The sequence below is a fragment of the Actinoplanes sp. NPDC049598 genome (assembly GCF_040675435.1).
GTDB lineage: Bacteria > Actinomycetota > Actinomycetes > Mycobacteriales > Micromonosporaceae > Actinoplanes.
In genome coordinates this window covers 216,394-238,110 of record NZ_JBFAOX010000007.1, presented here as the reverse complement: position 1 = coordinate 238,110, position 21,717 = coordinate 216,394, and the positions used below count along the sequence as shown (strand labels likewise).

The 21,717-nt window shown below is 70.8% G+C and carries 23 protein-coding genes; 15 read left to right on the top strand and 8 right to left on the bottom strand.

The features are described from left to right. Positions 1-13 precede the first annotated feature (13 nt). From AB0J66_RS18655 to AB0J66_RS18590, 14 genes are all read left to right on the top strand, one after another. Complete coding sequence (locus AB0J66_RS18655; protein WP_364661750.1) at positions 14-979, top strand: dihydrodipicolinate synthase family protein; 966 nt, start codon at positions 14-16, stop codon at positions 977-979. After that, positions 976-1,725, top strand: coding sequence for an SDR family oxidoreductase (locus tag AB0J66_RS18650; RefSeq protein ID WP_364661748.1), 750 nt, complete (start codon positions 976-978; stop codon positions 1,723-1,725). The genes AB0J66_RS18655 and AB0J66_RS18650 overlap by 4 nt, the downstream gene beginning before the upstream one ends. After that, a complete protein-coding gene (locus AB0J66_RS18645) occupies positions 1,722-2,858 on the top strand; it encodes an aminotransferase class I/II-fold pyridoxal phosphate-dependent enzyme (RefSeq protein ID WP_364661745.1) in 1,137 nt (378 codons plus the stop codon). The genes AB0J66_RS18650 and AB0J66_RS18645 overlap by 4 nt, the downstream gene beginning before the upstream one ends. A gap of 11 nt (positions 2,859-2,869) precedes the next feature. Next, positions 2,870-4,462, top strand: coding sequence for an ABC transporter substrate-binding protein (locus AB0J66_RS18640; RefSeq protein ID WP_364661743.1), 1,593 nt, complete (start codon positions 2,870-2,872; stop codon positions 4,460-4,462). A 68-nt stretch (positions 4,463-4,530) separates the two neighbouring features. Beyond that, positions 4,531-5,502: an ABC transporter ATP-binding protein gene (locus tag AB0J66_RS18635; RefSeq protein WP_364661740.1), complete on the top strand. Its 972-nt coding sequence runs from the start codon at positions 4,531-4,533 to the stop codon at positions 5,500-5,502. Further along, positions 5,499-6,317: an ATP-binding cassette domain-containing protein gene (locus AB0J66_RS18630; RefSeq protein WP_364661737.1), complete on the top strand. Its 819-nt coding sequence runs from the start codon at positions 5,499-5,501 to the stop codon at positions 6,315-6,317. The genes AB0J66_RS18635 and AB0J66_RS18630 overlap by 4 nt, the downstream gene beginning before the upstream one ends. After that, positions 6,314-7,216 (top strand): ABC transporter permease, encoded by a 903-nt coding sequence (locus AB0J66_RS18625; protein ID WP_364661735.1) that lies wholly within the window; start codon positions 6,314-6,316, stop codon positions 7,214-7,216. Before AB0J66_RS18630 ends, AB0J66_RS18625 begins: the two co-directional genes overlap by 4 nt. After that, positions 7,216-8,142 (top strand): ABC transporter permease, encoded by a 927-nt coding sequence (locus tag AB0J66_RS18620; RefSeq protein WP_364661732.1) that lies wholly within the window; start codon positions 7,216-7,218, stop codon positions 8,140-8,142. The genes AB0J66_RS18625 and AB0J66_RS18620 overlap by 1 nt, the downstream gene beginning before the upstream one ends. 63 nt (positions 8,143-8,205) lie before the next feature. Beyond that, positions 8,206-9,327 carry a Gfo/Idh/MocA family oxidoreductase gene (locus AB0J66_RS18615; RefSeq protein WP_364661729.1) on the top strand — a complete coding sequence of 374 codons (1,122 nt, stop codon included), beginning with the start codon at positions 8,206-8,208 and terminating at the stop codon, positions 9,325-9,327. After that, a complete protein-coding gene (locus AB0J66_RS18610) occupies positions 9,324-10,796 on the top strand; it encodes a TldD/PmbA family protein (RefSeq protein WP_364661726.1) in 1,473 nt (490 codons plus the stop codon). The genes AB0J66_RS18615 and AB0J66_RS18610 overlap by 4 nt, the downstream gene beginning before the upstream one ends. Further along, a complete protein-coding gene (locus AB0J66_RS18605; RefSeq protein WP_364661724.1) occupies positions 10,796-12,151 on the top strand; it encodes a TldD/PmbA family protein in 1,356 nt (451 codons plus the stop codon). Before AB0J66_RS18610 ends, AB0J66_RS18605 begins: the two co-directional genes overlap by 1 nt. Continuing rightward, complete coding sequence (locus tag AB0J66_RS18600) at positions 12,148-12,981, top strand: DUF4438 domain-containing protein (protein ID WP_364661721.1); 834 nt, start codon at positions 12,148-12,150, stop codon at positions 12,979-12,981. Before AB0J66_RS18605 ends, AB0J66_RS18600 begins: the two co-directional genes overlap by 4 nt. Continuing rightward, positions 12,978-13,799, top strand: a complete 822-nt coding sequence (locus tag AB0J66_RS18595; protein ID WP_364661718.1) for a DUF4438 domain-containing protein — start codon at positions 12,978-12,980, stop codon at positions 13,797-13,799. Before AB0J66_RS18600 ends, AB0J66_RS18595 begins: the two co-directional genes overlap by 4 nt. Further along, a complete protein-coding gene (locus tag AB0J66_RS18590; RefSeq protein ID WP_364661715.1) occupies positions 13,796-14,488 on the top strand; it encodes a GntR family transcriptional regulator in 693 nt (230 codons plus the stop codon). Before AB0J66_RS18595 ends, AB0J66_RS18590 begins: the two co-directional genes overlap by 4 nt. Here AB0J66_RS18590 and AB0J66_RS18585 read toward each other — a convergent pair. From AB0J66_RS18585 to AB0J66_RS18575, 3 genes are read right to left on the bottom strand one after another with little or no spacing between them, the layout of a single operon-like run. Further along, positions 14,451-15,227 carry an amino acid ABC transporter ATP-binding protein gene (locus tag AB0J66_RS18585; protein ID WP_364661712.1) on the bottom strand — a complete coding sequence of 259 codons (777 nt, stop codon included), beginning with the start codon at positions 15,225-15,227 and terminating at the stop codon, positions 14,451-14,453. The genes AB0J66_RS18590 and AB0J66_RS18585 overlap by 38 nt on opposite strands. Next, a complete protein-coding gene (locus AB0J66_RS18580) occupies positions 15,227-16,003 on the bottom strand; it encodes an amino acid ABC transporter permease (RefSeq protein ID WP_364661711.1) in 777 nt (258 codons plus the stop codon). Before AB0J66_RS18580 ends, AB0J66_RS18585 begins: the two co-directional genes overlap by 1 nt. Further along, positions 16,004-16,831 carry a basic amino acid ABC transporter substrate-binding protein gene (locus AB0J66_RS18575; protein WP_364661708.1) on the bottom strand — a complete coding sequence of 276 codons (828 nt, stop codon included), beginning with the start codon at positions 16,829-16,831 and terminating at the stop codon, positions 16,004-16,006. It abuts the gene before it with no gap. 114 nt (positions 16,832-16,945) lie between these two features. Here AB0J66_RS18575 and AB0J66_RS18570 point away from each other — a divergent pair, with 114 nt between their 5' ends. Beyond that, the gene (locus tag AB0J66_RS18570; RefSeq protein ID WP_364661705.1) at positions 16,946-17,971 is read left to right on the top strand and encodes a hypothetical protein; all 1,026 of its coding nucleotides are present in this window, start codon (positions 16,946-16,948) and stop codon (positions 17,969-17,971) included. Here AB0J66_RS18570 and AB0J66_RS18565 read toward each other — a convergent pair. The 5 genes from AB0J66_RS18565 to AB0J66_RS18545 form a co-directional block, all read right to left on the bottom strand. Beyond that, positions 17,923-18,324, bottom strand: coding sequence for a RidA family protein (locus AB0J66_RS18565; protein ID WP_364661702.1), 402 nt, complete (start codon positions 18,322-18,324; stop codon positions 17,923-17,925). The genes AB0J66_RS18570 and AB0J66_RS18565 overlap by 49 nt on opposite strands. Positions 18,325-18,596: 272 nt before the next feature. Continuing rightward, positions 18,597-19,001, bottom strand: a complete 405-nt coding sequence (locus tag AB0J66_RS18560; protein ID WP_364661699.1) for a nuclear transport factor 2 family protein — start codon at positions 18,999-19,001, stop codon at positions 18,597-18,599. Beyond that, complete coding sequence (locus AB0J66_RS18555) at positions 18,991-19,512, bottom strand: BON domain-containing protein (RefSeq protein ID WP_364661696.1); 522 nt, start codon at positions 19,510-19,512, stop codon at positions 18,991-18,993. The genes AB0J66_RS18560 and AB0J66_RS18555 overlap by 11 nt, the downstream gene beginning before the upstream one ends. A 114-nt stretch (positions 19,513-19,626) precedes the next feature. Further along, the gene (locus AB0J66_RS18550; protein ID WP_364662181.1) at positions 19,627-20,316 is read right to left on the bottom strand and encodes a response regulator transcription factor; all 690 of its coding nucleotides are present in this window, start codon (positions 20,314-20,316) and stop codon (positions 19,627-19,629) included. Next, a complete protein-coding gene (locus tag AB0J66_RS18545; RefSeq protein ID WP_364661693.1) occupies positions 20,307-21,629 on the bottom strand; it encodes a sensor domain-containing protein in 1,323 nt (440 codons plus the stop codon). Before AB0J66_RS18545 ends, AB0J66_RS18550 begins: the two co-directional genes overlap by 10 nt. Between the last annotated feature and the right edge of the window lie 88 nt (positions 21,630-21,717).

The following is a 21,717-nucleotide window of genomic DNA, read 5'->3' as shown; positions in this document are numbered from 1 at the left end:
AACGGAGACGACGATGATCAGCCTGCGGGGCACCTGGTACATCAGCCCGACGCCGTTCACCGAGGGCGGCGCCGTCGACGCCGAGAGCCTGACCCGGCTCGTCGCGGCGGCCGCCCGGTGGGGCGCCGACGGCATCACCATCCTCGGCGTGATGGGCGAGGCGGCCGACCTGACCGCGGCCGAGCGCGACCTCGTGCTGAATACGGTCGCCGAAGCGGCCAGCGGCACCAGCAAGAGCGACGGCGGCGAAAGCGGCGCCAGCAAAAGCGGCGGCGGCGAAAGCGCCGGCTTCCCGTTCGCGGTCGGCTGCTCCGCGCCGTCGGCGGCGGTGGTGGCGGAGAACGCGCGCCGCGCGGTCGAGGCCGGCGCAAGCGCCGTCATGGTCTCCGCTCCCCCGCTGCTCAAGGACACCGACACCATCTCCGCCTTCTACAAGGCGGCGGCCGGCCACCTCGACGTCCCGGTGATCGTGCAGGACGAGCCGGCCGCGACCGGGGTCACCATGCCGGTCTCGGCGCTGCTGGCCGCGCTCGACGCGTGCGGCGCCGACACGGTCAAGCTGGAGGACCCACCCACCCCGCCGAAGATCACCAAGCTGCTGGACAAGCGGCCCGGCCTCACCGTCTTCGGTGGCCTGGGCGGCGTCAGCGCTTATTCGGAGCTGCGGCGCGGCGCGGCCGGCACGATGACCGGCTTCGCCTTCCCGGAGATCCTGCGGGCGATCCGCCTGGCCGCCGAGGCCGGCGACTGGGCCGGGGCCGCTCGCATCAACGACAAGTACCTGCCGTACATCGCCTTCGAGGGCCAGCAGAAGGTCGGCCTGGGCATCCGTAAGGAGGTGCTGCGCCGCCGCGGCATCCTCACCACCGCCCGCACCCGCGCGCTCAGCCCTCTGCCGGACGCGGCCACCCTCGCGGATCTCGACGACGTGCTCAACCGCGTCGGCCTGACGCCGGCCCCTGAGGCGTTGACCCTGTGAGGGCCGTAGTCGGCGGCGCCAGCTCGGGCCTGGGCGCCGCGATCGCCCGCAACCTGGCCGCCCAGGGCGTCGACCTGCTGCTGTGGGCGCGCAATCAGGACCGGCTGGACGCGATAGCGAAGACGATCAAGGGAGTCGACGTCGAGACGGTCACCGCCGACGCGACCGATCCCGCCGCAGCTCAACAAATCGCGGAAAAAGCCGAGAAAACCGACATACTTGTGCTCAACGCGGGCGGCCCGCCCCCGGCCCCGGCCGACAAAACGGACGCCGACACCTGGCGCACCGCCCTCCAGCTGCTCACGGTGACCCCGATCGACCTTGCCACCAGGCTGCTACCGGGAATGCGCGAGCGCGGCTTCGGCCGAATCATCGCGGTCCTCTCCTCGGGAGTCCGCGAACCACTACCCGAATTGTCCTACTCGAACAGCGGCCGAGCCGCACTGGCGGCTTGGCTGAAAACAGTCGGCCGCACAGTTGCCGCCGACGGTGTGACGGTCAACGGCGTGGTGCCCGGCCGCATCGACACCGAGCGCGTGGCCGCCCTGGACCGGGCCGCCGCCGAGCGCACCAACCGCACCGAGGACGACGTCCGAGCCGCCTCGATCGCCACGATCCCGGCCGGACGGTACGGCAACGCCGACGAGTTCGCCGCAGTGGTCGGCTTCCTCGCCTCACCGGCCGCCTCCTACGTGACCGCCAGCCTGATCTCCTGTGACGGCGGCCTGATGCGGAGCATGACGTGATCGCCCCCGAAGTGAGCGGCACCGCCGCCTCCGGAATCCGTGCGGTCGCCAACGCCGCCTGGGCCAGGCCGGACGCCAACCACCTCGAGCTGGGTGAGCCCGACTTCGACACGCCGGCCCACATCGTCGAGGCGGCCGACCGCGCCGCCCGCGACGGCCACACCCGCTACGGCCCCAGCGTCGGCCTGCCCGCCCTGCGTGAGGCCGTCACCGCCAAGCTGGCCCGGGACAACGCGCTCGACGGGGTCCGCCCCGAGCAGGTCGTGGTCACCGCGGGCGGGGTCGGCGCGCTCTTCGCCGCGTACCGCAGCCTGCTCTCGGCCGGCGACGAGATCCTCGTCCCCGACCCGGGCTGGCCCAACTTCGGCACGATCGCCACGCTGCTCGGCGCCGTGCCGCGCGGCTACCGGCTGGACCCGAAGGCCAACCACACGCCCGACTACGACGACCTCGACGCCCAAGCGGGACCCCGCACCAAGGCGATCGTCGTCAACTTGCCGTCCAACCCGGTCGGCTACCAGTGGACCGCGGACGAGCTGGCCACCCTCGGCCACTGGGCGGCCGACAAGGGCATCACCGTCATCGCCGACGAGTGCTACGACCAGCTCTGGCTGGACAAGCCCGCGCCCACCTTCGCCGCGGCCGCCCCGGGCGTACCGGCCGTCACGGTCTTCTCGCTCTCCAAGAGCTACGCCATGACCGGCTGGCGGATCGGCTACGCCGTCACCACCCCCGAGCTCGCGGCTGCTCTCGGCCGCGTGCAGGAGGTCACCGCCTCCTGTGTCAACACGATCACCCAACATGCCGCGATCGCGGCGCTCACCGGCGACCAGCACTGTGTGGCCGTCATGCGCGCCGCGTACCGCGAACGCCGCGACGTCGCCCTCGCCACGGCGCAGCGGCTCGGCCTGCTCGCCACCCGGCCGGCCGGAGCTTTCTACCTCTGGCTGGCGCTCCCGAATGCCGATGACGGTTTCGCCGAGCGCCTCCTCCATCACACCGGCACGGCCGCGGCACCCGGAACGGCTTTCGGGCCGGGCGGCGCCGGCCACCTCCGGCTCTCCCTGGCGGCGGCCACCCCCAGCGTGGTCCGCGGCCTCAATGACGTGAACTCCCTGCTAGGCAACCCGTAAAGGAGGCCCGGATGGCTGCTCGCAAGCTCATCCTGGCAGCGTTGCTCTCCGGCGTAGTCGGGCTGACCGCCGCCTGCGCCGGAAACAGTGACTCCGATTCCGCTGCCACCGGCAGCGCCGACAGCGCACGGTACGGCGGCACGATGACCGTCGCCTACCAGAGCGACCCCAAGACCTTCGACCCGGCGGTGTGCTACGACGCCACCTGCTGGAACAACATGCGCATGCTGTACGACCGGCTCTACGACTACACCGGCGACACGATGAACATCGCGCCCCAGGCGGCGTCGGCCGAGCCCGAGATCAGCGCCGACGGCCTGACCTACACCATCAAGCTGCGCTCGGGCATGACGTTCAGCGACGGCAAGCCGGTCACGGCCAAGGACGTCGTCTACTCGTTCGGCCGCATCTTCGACCCCGCCACCAAGTCGCCGGTCCTCGGCTTCTGGACCGGGGTGGCCGACAAGGCCAAGGGCATCACCGCGGTCGACGACACCACCGTGCAGATCAAGCTGACCGCGCCCAACAGCGCCTTCAAGTACGTGCTGGCCATGCCGCACTCCTCGATCATCGAGGACGGCACGGCGGGCGACAAGCCGGTCGGCTCGGGTCCGTTCACCCTCGACCACTTCACGCCCGGCCAGGAGATCGTGGTCAACCGGAACACGAAGTACTGGGACTCGCCCCGGCCGTACGTGGACAAGGTGGTCGAGAAGCTCGGCGTGGACCCGCACGTCCAGCTGCTGTCGCTGGAGAAGGGCACCATCGACCTGATGGGCGACCCGATCCCGGCCGCCGACTACCTCTCGGTGAGCAATGACGCGGCGCTCAAACCGCAGATCAAGACGATCGTCAAGCCGTCGACCTACTTCGTCACCATGAACACGAAGATGAAGCCGTTCGACAACCCGAAGGTGCGCGAGGCGGTCTCGTACGCCTTCGACCGGCAGTTCCTGCTCAAGCTGGTGGCCGGGCAGGGCAAGGTGGCCAACGAGTACCTGCCGCCGGGCATCACCGGCTACACCGACGAGAAGCTGACCCACGACCAGGACATCGCCAAGGCCAAGCAGCTGCTGGCCGAGGCCGGTTACCCCAACGGCTTCAAGACCGAGATGTACTCCTGGAACACCTCGCCCTGGACCGCGCTGCTGCCGCAGCTCCAGCAGGACCTGGCCAAGATCGGCATCACGGTGGACGCCAAGCCGGTGCAGCAGAGCGCCTTCTTCGACCTGGCCGGCACGCCCGGCAAGGCCCCGATGACGCTCACCTTCTGGGTGGCCGACTACCCGGACGCCAGCGACTTCTACCAGGCGCTGCTGTCCTGCGCGGCGGCCGTCCCGGGTGGCCAGAACTACCCGTTCTACTGCAACAAGAACGTGGACGGCCTGGTCAACAAGGCCCTGGCGGCCAAGGACGACACGGCCGCGACCCAGACGTACGTCGAGGCGACCAAGGCGATGCTGGCCGACAACCCGGTGGTGCCGCTCTACTACGGCTCCAAGACCGAGGTCTTCGGCAAGACCGTCGGCGGTTACCACTCGCAGCCGATCTGGGGCTGGGACATGACCAACTACTGGAAGACGACCGGCGCCGCCAGTCGCTGATCGGGTTTCCCCGGCCGCGGCGGCGTAAGAACCCGCCGCGGCCGGGGACCGACTCCCAAGGACTCCATGTGACTGCACTTCTGGAGGTCGACGGCCTGACCGTCGGCTTCGCGGGATCGGCCGCCGTGCGCGGGGTCTCGTTCGAGGTGGCCCCCGGTGAGCGGGTGGGCATCGTGGGCGAGTCCGGCTCCGGCAAGTCGGTCACCGCCCAGGCGGTGATGCGGCTGCTGCCGCCGACGGCTGAGATCGGCGGGGCCGTACGCTTCGCCGGCCAGGACGTTCTCGGCTACGACGCCAAGCAGCTGGCCGGGTGGCGCGGCAACGACATCGCCATGGTCTTCCAGGACCCGATGTCCAGCCTCAACCCGCTGCTGCGGATCGGCACCCAGCTCACCGAGGGGCTGCGCCGGCACCGCGGGCTGTCCAAGGCGGCCGCCCACTCCGAGGCCGCGCGGCTGCTCCGGACGGTGGGCATCGCCGACGCCGAGCGGCGGCTGCGGGATTACCCGCACGCGTTCAGCGGCGGCATGCGGCAGCGGGTGTGCATCGCGATCGCGGCCGCCTGCGCCCCCAAGATGATCATCGCGGACGAGCCGACGACCGCCCTCGACGTCACCGTGCAGGCCCAGGTGCTCGACCTGCTGGACGAGCTGACCGAGCGCCACGGCACGGCGACCGTGCTGATCAGCCACGACCTGGGCGTGGTGTCCAGCTTCTGCGACCGGATCCTGATCATGTACGCGGGGCGGGTGGTCGAGGCGGGGCCGGCCGACGACATCATCGCCCGGCCCGCACATCCGTACACCCGGGCCCTGCTCGACTCGATCCCGCCGCTGCGCGGGCCGCTCCCCCGGCGCCTGCCGACCATCCCCGGCGCTCCGCCGTTCGGCGGGGTCAAGGGCGACCAGTGCTCGTTCGCCGACCGCTGCCCGCGGGTTCAGGACCGGTGCCGTACGGCCGATCCGGCGCTCACGCCGACCGCCACCGGCCGCCCGGCCGCGTGCTACTTCCCGCTGGACGAGAGCGAGGTAACGGTATGAGCGCGGTCGCCGTCAGCGGTCTCACCGTGAAGTACCGGCGCCCCGGCCAGGGGCTGCGGCAGGAGGTCTTCAACGCGGTCGACGACGTCAGCTTCACCATCGAGCCCGGCCGCACGCTCGGGCTGGCCGGCGAGTCCGGCTCCGGCAAGAGCAGCGTGGCTCGCGCCCTCATGCGGGTCGTCGAGCCGTACGCCGGTGAGGTGCTGATCGGCGGGCAGGAGGTGACCAAGCTGCGGGGCGGGGCGCTGCGCAAGTTCCGCCGCCACATGCAGATGGTGTTCCAGGACCCGTACGACTCGCTCAACCCGCGCCTGACCGCGGGGGACAACATCGCCGAGGCCCTCACCGCGGCCGGGGTGCCCCGGCCCGACCACACCGCACGGACCCGGGAGCTGCTGGACCGGGTCGGGCTGCCGGCCGGGTTCGCCCGGCGCTACCCGCACCAGATCTCCGGCGGGCAGCGGCAGCGGGTCTCGATCGCCCGCGCGCTCGCCGTCGGCCCGCAGGTGCTGGTCTGCGACGAGGCCGTCTCGGCGCTCGACGTGTCGGTCCGGGCGCAGATCCTCAACCTGCTCAAGGACCTGCAGGACGCCGACGGGCTGGCCTACCTGTTCATCTCGCACGACATGTCGACGCTGCGCTTCATGGCCGACGACATCGCCATCATGCGCGGCGGCCGGATCGTCGAGAGCGGCGAGAGCAAATCGGTGTTCGCCGAGCCCGCACATCCGTACACCCAGGAACTGATCGCCGCCGTGCCGGAACCCGGCGCCGGACGGCGCCGCCGGCTGCGCGCCGAAGGAGGTGACCGATGACCGCACCACTGGAGATCCCCCAGGGCGACCCGGCCCTGCCCGGCTTCGGCCTACGGGCCTGGCGCAGCCTGCGCAAGGACTGGCCGGCCCTGCTCTCGATCGTGCTGCTGGTGCTGCTGGCGCTGGCCGCCGTGCTGGCGCCGCTGCTGGCCCCGCACCCGCCGCTGACCACCTACCCGGACGGGCTGCAGGCCAACGGCGCGCCGGTCGGGCCCGACGGCAACTTCCTGCTCGGGGCCGACCCGAACGGGCGTGACGTGCTCTCCCGGCTGCTCTACGGGGCCCGGGTCTCGCTGGTCATCGGCATCCTGGCCAACGGCCTGGCCACCGTGCTCGGGGTGCTGGTCGGCCTGGTCGCCGGCTACCTCGGCGGCTGGGTCGAGACGGTGCTGATGCGGATCACCGACGTGGTCATGTCGTTCCCGATCCTGCTGTTCTGCATCGCGCTGATCGCGGTGACCGGGCCGAGCGCCAAGAACGTGGTCTTCGTGATCGCGCTGATCTACTGGACCGCCCTGGCCCGCATCGTGCGCAGCCTCGTGCTCTCGCTCAAGGAACGCGAGTTCGTGGTGGCCGCCCGCACCCTGGGTCTGTCGCACTGGCGGGTCATGCGCAAGCACCTGTTCCCGCATCTGGTGCCGACCATCATCGTCTACGCCACGCTCGGCGTCGCCTCGTCGATCCTGATCGAGGCCTCCCTCTCCTTCCTCGGCGTCGGCGTGCCGGTGCCCGACCCGTCCTGGGGCCAGATGATCGAGCAGGGCAAGGAGTACTTCCAGATCGCGCCCTGGCTCCTCTTCGCCCCCGGCGTCTGCCTGATCCTCACCGTGCTGGCCTTCAACCTGGCCGGCGACTGGCTCCGTGACCTGCTCGACCCGACCGCCCCGGAGCGCCGCTGATGAGCCGTTTCCTGCTGCGCCGCCTGCCCCAGGCCATCATCGTCCTGTTCGGCGTGGTCACCCTGGCCTTCCTGATGACCCACGTGGTGCCGGGCGACCCGGCCCGGCTCATCGCCGGACCTAACGCCAGCGCCGACACGGTCGCCTCCATCCACCACGAGCTCGGCCTGGACCGCTCGCTCGGCTACCAGTACTGGCTCTACCTGCGCCAGGCGGTGCAGGGCGACCTCGGCACCAGCTACGCCCTGCAGGGCATGTCGGTGACCTCGGCCATCGGCCACGCGCTGCCGGTCAGCGCGGCGGTGGCGGTCCTCGGCGTGCTGTGGGAGGTGCTCCTCGGCGTGCCGATCGGCATCATCGCCGCGTACCGCCCCAAGGGTCTTCTCGACCGGGCGACCACGCTCGCCTCGCTGATCGGGCTCTCGGCGCCCCCGTTCTGGGTCGGGCTGCTGCTGCTCTACGTGCTGGCCTACAAGACCAGCGTCTTCCCGCTGAGCGGCTACGCCAACCCGTTCATCAACTATCTGATCCTGCCGTCGTTCACCCTCGGCCTGGGCGGGGCCGCCTGGTACGCCCGGCTGACCCGGACCAACATGCTGGAGGCGCTGCGCAGCCCGTACGTGCAGACCGCGCGGGCCAAGGGCATGCCCGAGAGCGTCATCCTGCTCCGGCACTGCCTGCGCAACGTGCTCAGCCCGCTGCTGACCATGCTCGGCATGGACCTCGGCTACTTCCTCGGCGGCGTCGTGGTCATCGAGTCGGTGTTCGGCCTGCCCGGCATCGGCAAGCTCACCTTCGACGCCATCGGCACCCTCGACATTCCCATGATCACCGGCGCTGTCCTCTTCGCCGCCTTCTTCATCGTCGTGATGAACCTGCTGGTCGACCTCGCCTACGCGGCGATCGACCCGCGCGTGCGTCGCTGAACCCGTCCAACCGCCCCGCCACCGCCCCTAAGTGGACTAAAGGCCTTTGAAAGGACCCCTCCCATGACTGACAAACTCCGCGTGGCAGTAGCCGGCGCCGGCCGCTGGGCCCAGCGGGCGCACATCCCCGGCTGGCAGCGCGACCCCCGCGTCGAGGTCGTCGCCCTGGCCGACACCGACCCGGCGATCCTGGCCGAGGCCGGCGAGAAGTTCGGCGTCAAGAAGCTGGTGACCGACTACCGCGAGCTGCTGACCGACCCGGACATCGACGTGATCGACGTGGCCACGGCCAACACCGCCCACTACGAGATCTCGGCCGCCGCCCTCGAGGCCGGCAAGCACGTGCTGTGCGAGAAGCCGGTGCACCACGACTACCAGGAGACCCGGGCCCTCTCCGAGCTGGCCAAGACCAAGGGGCTGAAGACCAAGCTGGGCTTCACGTTCCGGTACGCGCCGGCCGTGCAGTACGCCAAGCATCTGATCGACTCGGGGTTCGTCGGGCAGCCGTACATCTTCAACGGATACGAGCAGAACAGCCAGTGGATCGACCCGGCCACCCCGATGCGCCAGGTCGACCCGGACGCCGACCCCGACGTCATCGCCACCTCGTCCATCGAGGGCTACGGCGCCCCGATCATCGACATCATGCACTGGTGGAGCGGGGCCGAGCTGGAGTCGGTGGTAGGCACCATGCGCAACTTCGTGCCGGAGCGGATGGTCCGCGCCACCGGCCAGACGCAGCGGCTCAACATCGACGACGGGGACATGTGGATCGGCGAGTTCTCCAACGGGATGCTCGGCTCGATCCAGTCCTCGTACGTCACGGTCGGCAACTTCCCCGGCATCGAGGCCCGCATCTACGGCTCCGAGGGCGCGATCATCGTGCGGTTGGTCGACGAGTTCGGCATCTGCCAGACCATCAGGACGGCCACCAAGAGCGAGGTCGAGTTCGTCGAGCGGGAGATCCCGCAGGAGTTCTTCCCGGCCGGCGGCAGCTCGCAGGAGGACTGGGACTTCCTGTTCTACTCGTGCCTGTGCGCCGACTTCGCCACCGAGATCCTCTCCGGCGGCCCGGCCAACCAGGGTGACTTCGGCCAGGGCGCGCTCGTCCAGGAGACGATCAACGCCTACGAGAAGTCGTTCCGCACCCGCTCGTGGGTGAACATGCCGCTGGACGCCGCGTGAGCGCGCATTCCTGGGGCTCCCTCGCCGATTCCTCGACCGCCGCCTCGATCTTGGACAGCGCCCTCGGCGCCGTATCCGACAAATCTGACTTCGCCGACGCGCGGCTGATCGAGGCCGAGGAGATGCGGTCGTACGTCACCCTCGGCAGCGACCCGGATGAGCGGATCGAGCAGAACATCGGCATCGGCGTCCGGGTGCTGGTCGACGGACAGTGGGGCTTCGCGGCCCGCCCGTTAGGGTCACTAACGGATGCCGTTAGTGCGGCGCACGACGCCCACGCCTCGGCGGTGGCCATGGCCGGGCACGGCAAGCCGGTCTCGCTGCCGCCGCGCGAGCCGTCGAGCGGCACCTACGCCACGGAGGTGGCCGAGGACCCGTTCGCGGTCTCCACCGAACAGCGGTACGAGCTGCTGGCCGGCTGGCTGGCCGCCGCCTCGGCCCCGGAACTGGTCGCCGCGGCCCAGGCCGGGATCAACGCCAAGCGCCAGCACCGGCACTACGCCGACACCGAGGGCTCCCGGCAGCACCAGCACTTCGTCGAAACCGGCGCCATGCTGCTGGTCACCGCACACGGCCACGGTGACGTGCAGCGGCGCAGCTACCCCAACTCGTTCCACGGCAACACGGCCGCGGCCGGCTGGGAATACCTCTCGTCGCTGTCCATGCTGGAGCAGGCGGCCCGGGTCGGCGAGGAGGCGGTGGCGCTGCTGACCGCCCCGATGGCCGACCCCGGGCAGGCCGACGTGGTGATCGGCCCGCAGCAGGTGTCGCTGCAGATCCACGAGTCCAGCGGGCACGCCCTCGAGCTCGACCGGATCCTCGGCGACGAGGCCAACTACGCCGGTACGTCGTTCATCCGGCCCGGTGACATCGGCTCCCTGCGGTACGGGTCGCCGGCGGTCACCATCACCTCCGACCCGACCGTGCCCGGCACCCGGGGCAGCTTCGCCTTCGACGACGAGGGCACCCCGGCCCGCGCCTTCAACCTGATCGACGAGGGCATCGTGCGGCACACGCTGTCCAACCGGGACTCGGCCGCCCGCTCCGGGCAGACGCTGACCGGCGCCGCCCGCTCGGACGGCTGGGGCTACATGCCGGTCTGCTTCGCCACCCACGTCTTCCTCCAGCCCGGCCAGGGCAGCCTGGACGACCTGCTGGAACGGATGGGCGACGGCTACTACATCGACGACAACCGCAGTTGGTCGATCGACAACCAGCGCCTCAACTTCCAGTTCGGGACCGAGGTGGCGTACGAGGTCAAGCGCGGCCGCCGCGGCCGGTTGCTCAAGAACTTCTCGTACGGCGGCATCACCCCGCAGTTCTGGGGCTCGGTCGAGGCCGTGGCCGGCCCGTCGGAGTTCCGTTCGTACGGCTACCCGTGCGGCAAGGGCGAGCCGAAGCAGTGGGGTTTTCTCTCCCACGGCGCCGCGCCCATGCTCGTCCGCGATCTGAGGATCGGAGTCGCCTGATGTCCTCGTTCACCGCTCCCGTCCCACCCGATTCGCTGCTGGAGACGCTCCAGAAGGCGGCGTCCGGCACCTCGGCCGACGCCGTGGAGATCGCCCTGCTCGGGCGGGCCGGCGAATACACCCGCTTCGCCGGCGGCCGCATCCACCAGCCCCAGAACATCACCGAGACGCAGTTCATCGTCCGGGCGGTGGCCGATGGGCACGCCGCCCGCGCCGCCTGCGGCACCCTCGGCGATCTTTCCGCGACCGTCGCGCGGGCCGCCGCCCTCGCCCACGACCTGGCTCGACGGGCCGCCGCAGCCGGCCCCGCGACGGTCGCCGACCCGGTCGACATATCCGACATGTCACTCTGGCACGACGACACCGTGGCCTTCGACGCCGGGGCCCGGGCCGCCCTGGCCTCGTCGGCCATGAAGCAGAACGAGGCGGCGGCCGGCATGTTCGGTCGCGCGGTCACCCAGATGGCCGTGGTCAACACGGCCGGAGTCGCCCACCACACCCTCGCCACCGAGGCCTCGGGCAGCCTGACCGCCACCGTCGACGAGGGCACCTCGCACTGGATCGACCTGCACCGCTCGGCCGGCGCGCTCGGCATCGAACAGGCCATCGCCCGCACAGTGAGCGAGGCGACCGCCGGCCGGGGGCGTGGACCGCTGGCGGACGGGCATTACACCGTCGTGCTCGGCCCGCAGGCGGCCGGGGAGCTGATCGGCTTCCTGCCCGACTTCGGCTTCGGCGGCGAGCTGGCCGCGGCCGGGGTCGGCCTGCTCGCCGCGCCGGGGCCCGGCGCCCAGGTCGCCGCGCCGATCGTGACCGTGGCCGACGACGCCGGCTTCGCGGCCGGGCTGCCGATCGGCTTCGACCTCGAGGGCACCCCCAAGTCCCGGGTCGCGCTGCTGGACCGGGGCCGGGTCGGCGCCGCCGTGACCGACCTGACGACCGCGCGGGAGCTCGGCACCGCCTCGACCGGGCACGCGCACATCGCCCGCGAGGAGCCGCCCCGCCCGGTCGCGGCCAACCTGGTGCTCGCGCCCGGCGACGAGACCGAGGAATCGCTGATCGCCGGGGTCGAGCGCGGCGTCTACGTGCAGCGCTTCTGGTACACCCGGCTGGTCGACCGGGTCACCGGCACGATCACCGGCGTCTCCCGGGACGGCTGCTTCCTGATCGAGAACGGCCGCCTGGCCGCGCCGGTCGCGGGCGCGCGCTTCACCCATTCCGTCCTGGACCTGCTGGCCACCGTGGACGGCCTCGGCCGGGACCTGCGCTCCCAGCCGGTGATGAACGTCTGGAACGGCGCCGCCACCGCGCCCGCCCTGCGCGGGCACAACTTCCGCTTCGGAGCCGCCTCGTGAGCACTGTCCGGACCAACCGGGACCGCCTGGTCACCCAGATCCTGGCCGGTGAGGTGTGGCCGGCCCTGGCCGACCGGCACGGCTACCGGGTCGACGCCGACGGCACTCCGTTCCTGCTGCCCGGCATGGGCGGGGTCACGCTGGGCGCGCACGCCGGCGACCCGGCCACCGGCTACGCGGCCGACCACCTGGAGCCGGGCCTGTCCGTGCGGGCGGCCGGCGAGGGGGCCAACATGGCGCTGCAGTTCCTGGCCTGCGCCGGCAACAAGGTCACCGTCCGGTCGGGGCCGGCCACCGGGGCCGTCGGGCGGGTGCTCGGCCAGCACGCGTACGTCCTGGTCGACATGGCCGAGGAGGACCTGGAGCGGGTCGCCCCGGGCGACCGGGTCAGCGTGGCCGCGTACGGCCAGGGCTTGAAGTTGCTTGATCACCCGGAGATCGTGGCCAAGAACCTGGACCCGGACCTGCTGGACGAGCTGCCGATAAGCACGGGCGCGGACGGGCGGCTCCACGTCCGGGTCGCGGCCCGGGTGCCGGCGGCGGCGGTCGGCGCGGGCGCGGGCATGGTGTCCGAGTTCGCCAACACCGATCTCATGGGCGCCTATGCCGGGCAGGGCGAGGACCTGTCGCTCGGGCTGGAGACGCTGCGGCTCGGCGACCTGGTCGTGCTGGAGGACCAGGACCACCGGTACGGACGTGGGTACCGGCCCGGATATCTGACCGTCGGCGTGATCAGCACCGGTCACTGCCGGCTGTTCGGCCACGGGCCCGGGCCGACGTCGATCCTGTCCGGCCCGGCCTCGGCATTCTCAGTGGAGGAGTCATCGTGAAGACGGTCGCCATGAATCTCAGCGGCGCCGTGGAGACGCCGGTGATGCCGTCGTCGCCCTACCTGATCGACGCCGACGGCCATCCGTACGTCCCGATCGGCACGGCCGGGATCGTCCTCGGGGTCCACCTGGGCGACGGGGTCTTCGATCACGACGCCGACCACGCGGCCCCGGGCGTCACGCTCGAACACCGCGACCAGGCCGCCCGGCACGCCCTGACCGCGTACGCCTGCCTGGGCAACGAGGCCGTCGTGCACGGTGGCGCGGCGGCCGGGCGGCGGGGCCGGGTGCTCGGCAAGCGCGGCGAGCAGGGGCGGGTGATCGTCGTCTTCCCCGACGACGTGCTCGAACAGCTGCTGCCGGGCGACCCGATCCTGGTCCGCACGCACGGCCAGGGCGCTGTCATCTCTCCGACGGTCACCCTGATGAACACCGATCCTTCCTTCATCGACCGGCTACCGCTCTCCGTCGACGGTGATCGGGTCCGGGTGGCGGTGCGGGCGGCCGTGCCGTCGTCGCTGGCCGGCAACGGGATCGGGCGGCCCGCCCACATGTGGGACATCGACCTGCAGATCACGTCCGGTCCGTTCCGGCTAGGTGATCTTGTCGCCGTCGACGACCTGGATGTACGCCACAACGCCGGCTACCGGCGCGGCTGGCGCACCGTCGGCGTGATCGTGCACGGCGGCAGCCCCCAGCCCGGCCACGGCCCCGGCCTGATGCCCATGCTGTGCGGCCCGGCCGAGGCCCTCAGCCTGGAGATCCAGGGCGACCAGCACCGGGGAGTGACCACCGGCGACATAGAATCCCAGCCATGAGTGAGCCCGCGAACTTCCTGCACCGCTCCCTGCCGGAGGCGGTCTACCTGGAGCTCCGGCGCAAGATCCTCAACAACGAGTACGAGGCGGGCCAGCGGCTGGTCGAGGCCCCGCTGGCCGAGGATCTCGGGGTCAGCCGCTCCACCGTGCGGGAGGCGCTGCGCCAGCTCAGCGTGGACGGGCTGGTCGACATCTCACCGCGCCGGCACAGCGTGGTGACCCGGATGTCGTACGAGGAGATCCGCGACGCGTGTTACGCCCGGTTCGTGCTCGAGTCGGGCGCGGCCCGCCTGCTCGCCGTCCACCCCGAGCCGGTCACCGACCGCATGCAGGAGGTCGTCGACCGGATGGCCGCCACCGCCGTCAGCGGCGACGTGGCGGCCATGATCGACCTGGACACCGAGTTCCACAGCTGCATCGTCGACGCGGCCGGCAAACACCGGCTGGCCGCGCTCTGGCGCACCCTGGACGCGCAGATGGGCGCCCTGATGCGCTCCTCCATCGACCGCCAGCACATCGGCCTCGACGAGGCGGTCCGCCGCCACCAGCAGGTGGTCGACGTCTTCCGCATCGGCTCGGCCGACGACTTCGTCAAAACCTTGGAGGAGCACTACCTGGGCACCGTCGACAGCATGGCCCAGGCCGGAGTGCTCACTCCGTCAGATGGGCTCCGATCTCCGACTCGCTGACCCGGGCCGGCTCCAATACGCGGTGCAGGAACTCGCGCGTACGGGCCTCTCGGGGTTGGCCGAAGACCTCCGCCGGAGGTCCCTGCTCGACGATGACGCCGGCGTCCATGAAGACGACGCGGGAGGCGACCTCGCGGGCGAAGGCCATCTCGTGGGTGACCACGAGCATGGTCATGCCCTCGGCGGCCAGGCCGCGCATGACGGCCAGGACCTCGCCCACCAGCTCGGGGTCGAGGGCGCTGGTCGGCTCGTCGAAGAGCATCAGCTGCGGGTCCATGGCCAGCGCGCGGGCAATGGCGACCCGCTGCTGCTGACCACCGGAGAGCTGCGCCGGATGCGCGTCGGCTTTGTCGGTGAGGCCGACCCGGCCGAGGTTGACTTTGGCGATCCGGTCGGCCTCGGCCCGGCCACGCTTCAGGACGCGGCGCTGGGCGATGGTGACGTTCTCCCGCACGCTCAGGTGGCCGAACAGGTTGAACTGCTGGAACACCATGCCGATGCCGCGGCGTACGGCGTCGATGTCGGTGTCCGGGTCGGTGACCTCGACCCCGGCCACCCGGATGGAGCCCGAGGTCGGCTCCTCCAGCAGGTTCACGCAGCGCAGCAGGGTCGACTTGCCCGAGCCGGACGGGCCGATCACGCAGACCACCTCGCCCGTCTCGACCGTCAGGTCGATGCCGCGCAGCACCTCCAGCGGGCCGAACGACTTGTGCAGGCCACTGATCTCGATGGTGGACATCAGCGCTCCAGACGACGGACGAGCTGGGACAACGGCAACGTGATGACCAGGTAGAGCAACCCGGCCACGACGAGCGGGGTCGGATTGACCTTCGTGTTGAGCGTGTCGCCGGCGTACTTGGTCAACTCGATGGTCGCCGGGGTCACGCCGAGGACGTACACCAGCGAAGTGTCCTTGGTCAGCAGGATGATCTCGTTGGTCAGCGGTGGCACGACGATCCGGAACGCCTGCGGCAGCACGATCGAGATCATCGCCCGGGTGTGCGACATGCCGAGCGTCCGCGCCGCCTCCAGCTGCCCTTTCGGGACGGCCTGGATGCCGGCGCGGATCGTCTCGGCCATGTACGCGGCGGCGGTCAGCCCGAGCCCGAGGGTCACGGAGCCGTAGACGCCGCCCGGGATCTCCCGGTCGGGGAAGGCCAGCGGGATGCCGTACCCGACCATGAACAGCACCAACAGGGCGGGCAGACCCCGGAAGAGCTCGATGTACGCGGTGGCCGCCCACCGGTACGGCAGGATCGACGACAGTCGCATGAGGGCCAGTACGAGCCCGAGCGTCAACCCGAACACGAACGCCAGCAGCGTGTAGATGATCGTGTTCCGCAGCGCGACGAGGATCGCGTCCGGGAACATGCTGCGGGCGACGTCGCCCCGGAAGAACGCGTCGGACAGGCGGCCCCAGTCGGCGGCGGCGATCACGATCGCGATCACCGCCAGGAAGACGACGTAGCCGGCGATGCGGAAGATCCGCTGCCGTTGGCGGCGACTCAGTTTCATCTACGTGGCCGGCTTGTCGCCGATCCATTCCTTGTAGATCTTGTCGTACGTGCCGTCGGAGCGCGCCGCTGTCAGGGCCTCGTTGACCGTCTTGAGCAGCTCGGCGTTGCCCTTCTTGACGGCGAAGCCGTACTGCTCACCGGTGTCGAAGCCGGCCGCGACGACGGCCTTGCCCGGATTGGCCTTGATGTACTCGTTCCACACCGGCAGGTCGTTGACGGCGGCCGCGACCTGGTTGGTGGCCAGGGCCTGCTGCAGCGCGGCCAGATCCTTGTAGGAGACCACCTCGATCTTGAGGCTCTTCTCCTTGACCTGCGCGTTGATGTACTCCTCGCCGGTGGTGCCGCCCTGCACGCCGAGCCGCTTGCCGACCAGGTCGTCCAGCGTCTTGACGGTGCTGCCGGTGAGCACGGTCAGCGCCTGCGTGGCATCGAAGTACGGGTCGGAGAAGTCGAGCACCTTCTTGCGCTCGTCGGTGATCGTCATGCCGGCCGCGGCCACATCACACTTGCCGGAGTTCAGGTCGGCGCCGGACTTGATGCCCTCGAACGGCGTGTCGACGATCTCCTGCTTCACGTTCAGCTTCGCGGCGACCAGATCGATCAGGGCGACATCGAACCCGACCACCTTGCCGCTGTCGTCCTTCGACTGGAACGGCGCATAGGGAAGGTGCGTACACGTGGTCAGCGCCCCCGACTTGACCAGAGCGACGCCGCTCTCGGTGGTGCCCCCGTCGTCCTTCTTGGCGCAACCGGCGAGCCCGCCGATCACCAGAATCGCGGCAGCCGTCAGCGCGACCGCCGATCGAGCATGTCCCAGCATCCTCATGGGGCACAGAGTAATTCATGTGGATCAAAGTGCGCACAGGTCCTTGGCGTCGGCCCACCGCAACGCCGTTATGCTGCTGCTACGTACCTTCGGCAGCGGCGGGCAGGAGACCAGATGACCGGGCTGCGGTTCGAGATCCTCGGCCCGCTCCGCGCCTACCGGGCCGGCGAGCCGATCGACCTCGGCCCCCTCCGGCAGCAGGCAGTCCTGGCCCTCTTGCTGCTCCAGCCCGGCCACCCCATCCCCCTACCGGAGATCGTGGCAGTGCTCTGGAGCGGCGACCCTCCAGAAAACGGCGACGAGATAGCCCTCCGCTACATCGGCAACCTCCGCCGAGCCCTGGACCCCAGCCTGATCAAACTGACCCCCCACGGCTACGTCACCCACGCCACCACCGACGCCGACCTCTTCCGCACCCCCCTGACCCGCCCCGGCGAGGCAACCCCCGACAAGCTCCGCGAGGCCCTGTCCCTCTGGAAGTCCGCCCCGCTACCCGGCCTGACAGGGCCTTTCTTCAACGCCGCCCGCGCCCGCCTGACCTCAGAGCACGCCCAGCTCACCGCCCGCCTAAGAAACCACACCCCTCCGACCCCAACCAGCGCCGAGCCCGCTCCCCCATCCCGTGCCGAGCCCGCGCACTCCACCCCATCCCGTGCCGAGCCCGCGCAGCCCACCCCAGCTCGCACCGGGCCAGCGCAGCCCACCCCGGCCCACGCCGAGCCCGCGCAGCCCACCCCAGCTCGCACCGGGCCGGCGCAGCCCACCCCGGCTCACACCGAGCCCACCCCGGCCCACGCCGAGCTCGCGCGGCCCCCGGCCCACGCCGAGCCCGCTCGCTCTACTCCAGCCGGAACCGGCGCCGTCCACCCCGCACCGACCAGAACCATGCCCGTCCGGTCCGAACCGACCAGAGCGGCACCCGACCGCCTCGACCCGACCAGAGTTGAGACCGGCCATCCCGGGCCGAGCACGCCGGTGCCGGCACATGCTGATCCGGCCCGAGCGGAAGCCGCCAACTCCGATCCGGATGACGCCGAGGCCTACTCCGAGCCGGTCGATCCGTGGGACGGGCACGACCTGTTCCCACCCGACTACTCCAACGACGCCGTGAGATCGACCTCAACAAGCTGGCCTTCGTAGCCGAGGGCGGCCACACCGAGCAGCGTGCTGGCAGTGGTGAAGGCCTCCGCCAACGGCGAATCGTTGAGCTGTTGCCACACCCCAGCCAACACCCTGCTGTCCGCACTCACCACGTAGATCACCGACCGCACCACATCCGCGGGCGCGGCCCCCGCCGCTTCCAGCACCGCAAGACAGTTCGCGATCACCTGCGCCGTCTGCGCGACGTAGTCGCCCGGCTCCCCCACCACATCGCCGGCCCGATCAAGCGGACACTGCCCGGCCAGATGCGCCAGCCGCCCCGCACTCGAAATCGTCACATGGTTGTACCCAGCCGTCTCATGAACCGTCGGCGGATTGAACTTCTCGATCATCCGCGCATTCTCACCACCCTGCGAGCACTCGCGCCACCGATTACAGCCACCCTCAGCCCGCGAGCCAGTCCACCTCAGGGCCAGCCCACCGTGAGTCGCCGAACCCCAGGCGGACCGCGACTCCACCGAACCCCCCGGGCGGACCGCGACCAGCGAACCCCCCAGGCGGACCGCGAACCCAGCGAACCCGCAGGCCGTCCGCGAGCCCACCGAACCCCCAGGCGGACCGCGAACCCACCGGCCGGGTCTGGGCCGCTGGACGACTCGGATCGCTAAGCCGTTGTGATGTCACGGCCCGGCATCGGCTCCGCGATCTTCAGGCGCGCGGCGGGCGCGCCGAAGGGTTCGCCGAAGTATTGCGTCTCGTGCACCACCTGCTCCCCCGCGAACTCCATGATGCTCACCGAGTAATTCGGCGCGCCGTCGTACGTGATGACGCACTCGCTCACCCAGAGATCCGCCTTGCCGGTGATCCGCTGAACGGTGAAGTGCCGATTGGCCGGGTGTCCACCCCGCTGCGCCGCAATCGTGGCCCGACCGCGAAAGCGCTCGCCAGATTGCGGGTAGTCGAGGATCGCGTCCGCGGCGTAGACGGCGTGCTCAGTCACGATGTCGCCGTCTTCCGAGGCCCGCCAGTGCTCTTCGATCGCGGCCCTTACGCGGGCGTCATGGTCCATGCCTCCATTCTGCTGCCGGGCGACGTTTCAGGAACCTCGCCGAGAGCACCGCAGCGGTGCCAACGAAAGCCGCGATCAGCGCAGGCACAGCAGGCACTCGGAGTACGACGGTGGCCATCGGCAGCGCGAGCCAGAGCAGGAGCAGCAAGGAAAAGGTCAGCGGCCCGGCCCGCCATCGTCGACGCCCGCCCGATTGCCACCCGGCGACGATCCGATCGAACTCGTCCTCGCTGGAGGGGCCGGAGACCACAAGACCGTTGCACACGTCGTGCGTGCCCGGCACCGCCCGAACGACGTCGGCCGCCGTGGCCCGCGTTTGCCACGAGTGGACAACGCCGGCCAGCAACACGACGTCGTTCTGTACGCTCACCCGGATCGGCTCGCCTCGAGTCCGCTCGTCGGCGACCAGCCCCAGGACCGCGGCCAGGGCCATCTTGGTCTCGTGGGACGTGGTGACCGGATCCCGGCGGCGCTGGGCCGCGAGGAATTCGTCATCCGGTAACGGCTGCACGCCGGCCTCCCCTCAGGCTTGCCAAGCCGCGATCCTGCGACTCAGCCATAGCGGATCTCCCTCGATCACATGACAGTTTCATGACTCCCGTTCGAGGCCACCGGACATGGCATCTCAGGGTGCATCTGGGCTTCGGCCGGTTAGCGCAGGGTCGGGGGTTGTGTCGCTGCGAAGGTAGGCCAGGACGGCAAGGACGCGGCGGTTCGTGTCGTCGGTCGGGGGCAGGTCGAGCTTGGCGAGGATGTTGCCGACGTGCTTGCCGACGGCCGGGTCGGAGAGGACCAGGATGCGGGCGATGGCGGCATTGGAATGACCTTCCGCGATCAGGGCGAGCACCTCACGCTCCCGCGGGGACAGGTGCGCGACCGGGTCGCGGTGACGGCGCAGCAGTTGCCGGACCACCTGCGGGTCGACCACCGTGCCGCCGTCGACCACCTGTCGCACGGAGGCGACGAACTCCTCCACGTCGACGACCCGGTCTTTGAGGAGATACCCGACGCCGCGGCCGCCGTGCGAGTCGAGCAGGTCGGCCGCGTAGCCCTGCTGCACGAACTGGCTCAGTGCCACCACGGCCAGCCCGGGATGGTCGCGTCGCAGCTCGACCGCCGCCCGCAGGCCTTCGTCGGTGAACGACGGCGGCATCCGGATGTCGGTCAGGACCAGGTCGGGCCGGTGCTCGCGGACGGCGGCCCGAAGTGCCACCGCGTCGCCGACGGCGGCCACGACGTCGAACCCGAACCGGCCCATGAGACCGGTTAGCCCCTCGCGGAGCAGCACGCCGTCCTCGGCGAGGACTACTCGAATCGGCACGGGATCTCCACACGAATCAGGGTCGGCCCGCCCGGCGGGCTCGACAGCAACATCCGCCCGTCCGCGACCGCGACGCGGTCGGCCAGGCCGGTCAGTCCGGAGCCGCCGGCCGGGTCGGCCCCACCGCGACCGTCGTCGAGGACCTCGACGACCAGGGCGCCGTCTCGCTCGACGACCGTCACGGAGGCCGACGTGGCATGGCTGTGCTTGAACACGTTGGTCAGCGCCTCGGCGGCCACGAAGTAGACCACCGACTCCACGGCGGGTGGTGGCCGCGCGGGCAGGTCGGCGCGGACCACGACCGGGATCGCAGCTTGATCGGCGAGCTCACGGAGCGCGCCGGGCAGGCCGACCTCGGTCAGGGTCTGCGGGCGGATGCCGTGGATGAGCTCCCGGAGCTCAGCCATGAGCAGCTTGGCCTGTTCGTGGGCGCCCGCGACGGCTCGACCGGCCGGCGAGTCGCCCGGCAGGTCGACGCGGGCCAGCCCCAGCTGGAGGGTGAGGCTGACCAGCCGCTGCTGGGCGCCGTCGTGCAGGTCGCGCTCGATGCGGAGACGCTCGGCCTCGAACGCGTCGACGAGCCGTACCCGGGACCGCTCGACCTCGGTCAGCTCCGCTCGCAGCTCGGCATCGACGGTCGCGGACAGCAACAACCGTGCCGCGGCGGCATGCGCGCCGGCGGTCACCGCGAGCAGGTACGGCACCCCGGGCAGGAGTGCGACTCCGAACAAGGCATAAGGCAGGGCCTCGCTGACCGTCGTCACCGTGCCGAAGCCGAGCGACACCGGGTCACGGTCGCTGACCAGGAACGGAGCGCTCACCGCGGTGGCGATCACGACGAGCAGGATCAGCACTGCGCCATACCAGACCGGGACCGCGGCGGCCAGCAGGATCGCATAGCAGAGCTCGCGCCAGGTGGCGGCCTCGGCGTAGCGGACCCGCAGCCAGGTGAGCGGCTCACCCACCGGCGCCGGACGATGCCCGGACCGCGTGGGCCGGGTGTCGACGAGGCGGAGGCGCCGCCGCTCGAGGGCAGCGGCCGGCACCGCCACCAGCGGGCCCAGCCCGGCGACCAGCACGGCCCCGCCGATCAGCAGCAGGACCAGCTGAACGAGCGAGGGATCCGGCCACGTCACGACCCGCCGCAACAGGACCGCCCACGGCAGACCGAGCAGCACGAGCGGCACCGCGACCGCGACGCAGACGGGCCCTGATGTAAGAAGATAGGCAACGGCTCGCCACGGCCACTCGGACGCCACGAACCGGCGTTGAATGACCGCCTCCATGGCGGTGTGCGGCTTTGACATTCGCCTCACGGTAGTTGCCGGGCCGCCGGAGCACGGTATGCCTAGCCATACTCTTTTCCGGTGCCTGGCCGTAGTGCCCGGCGGGCCC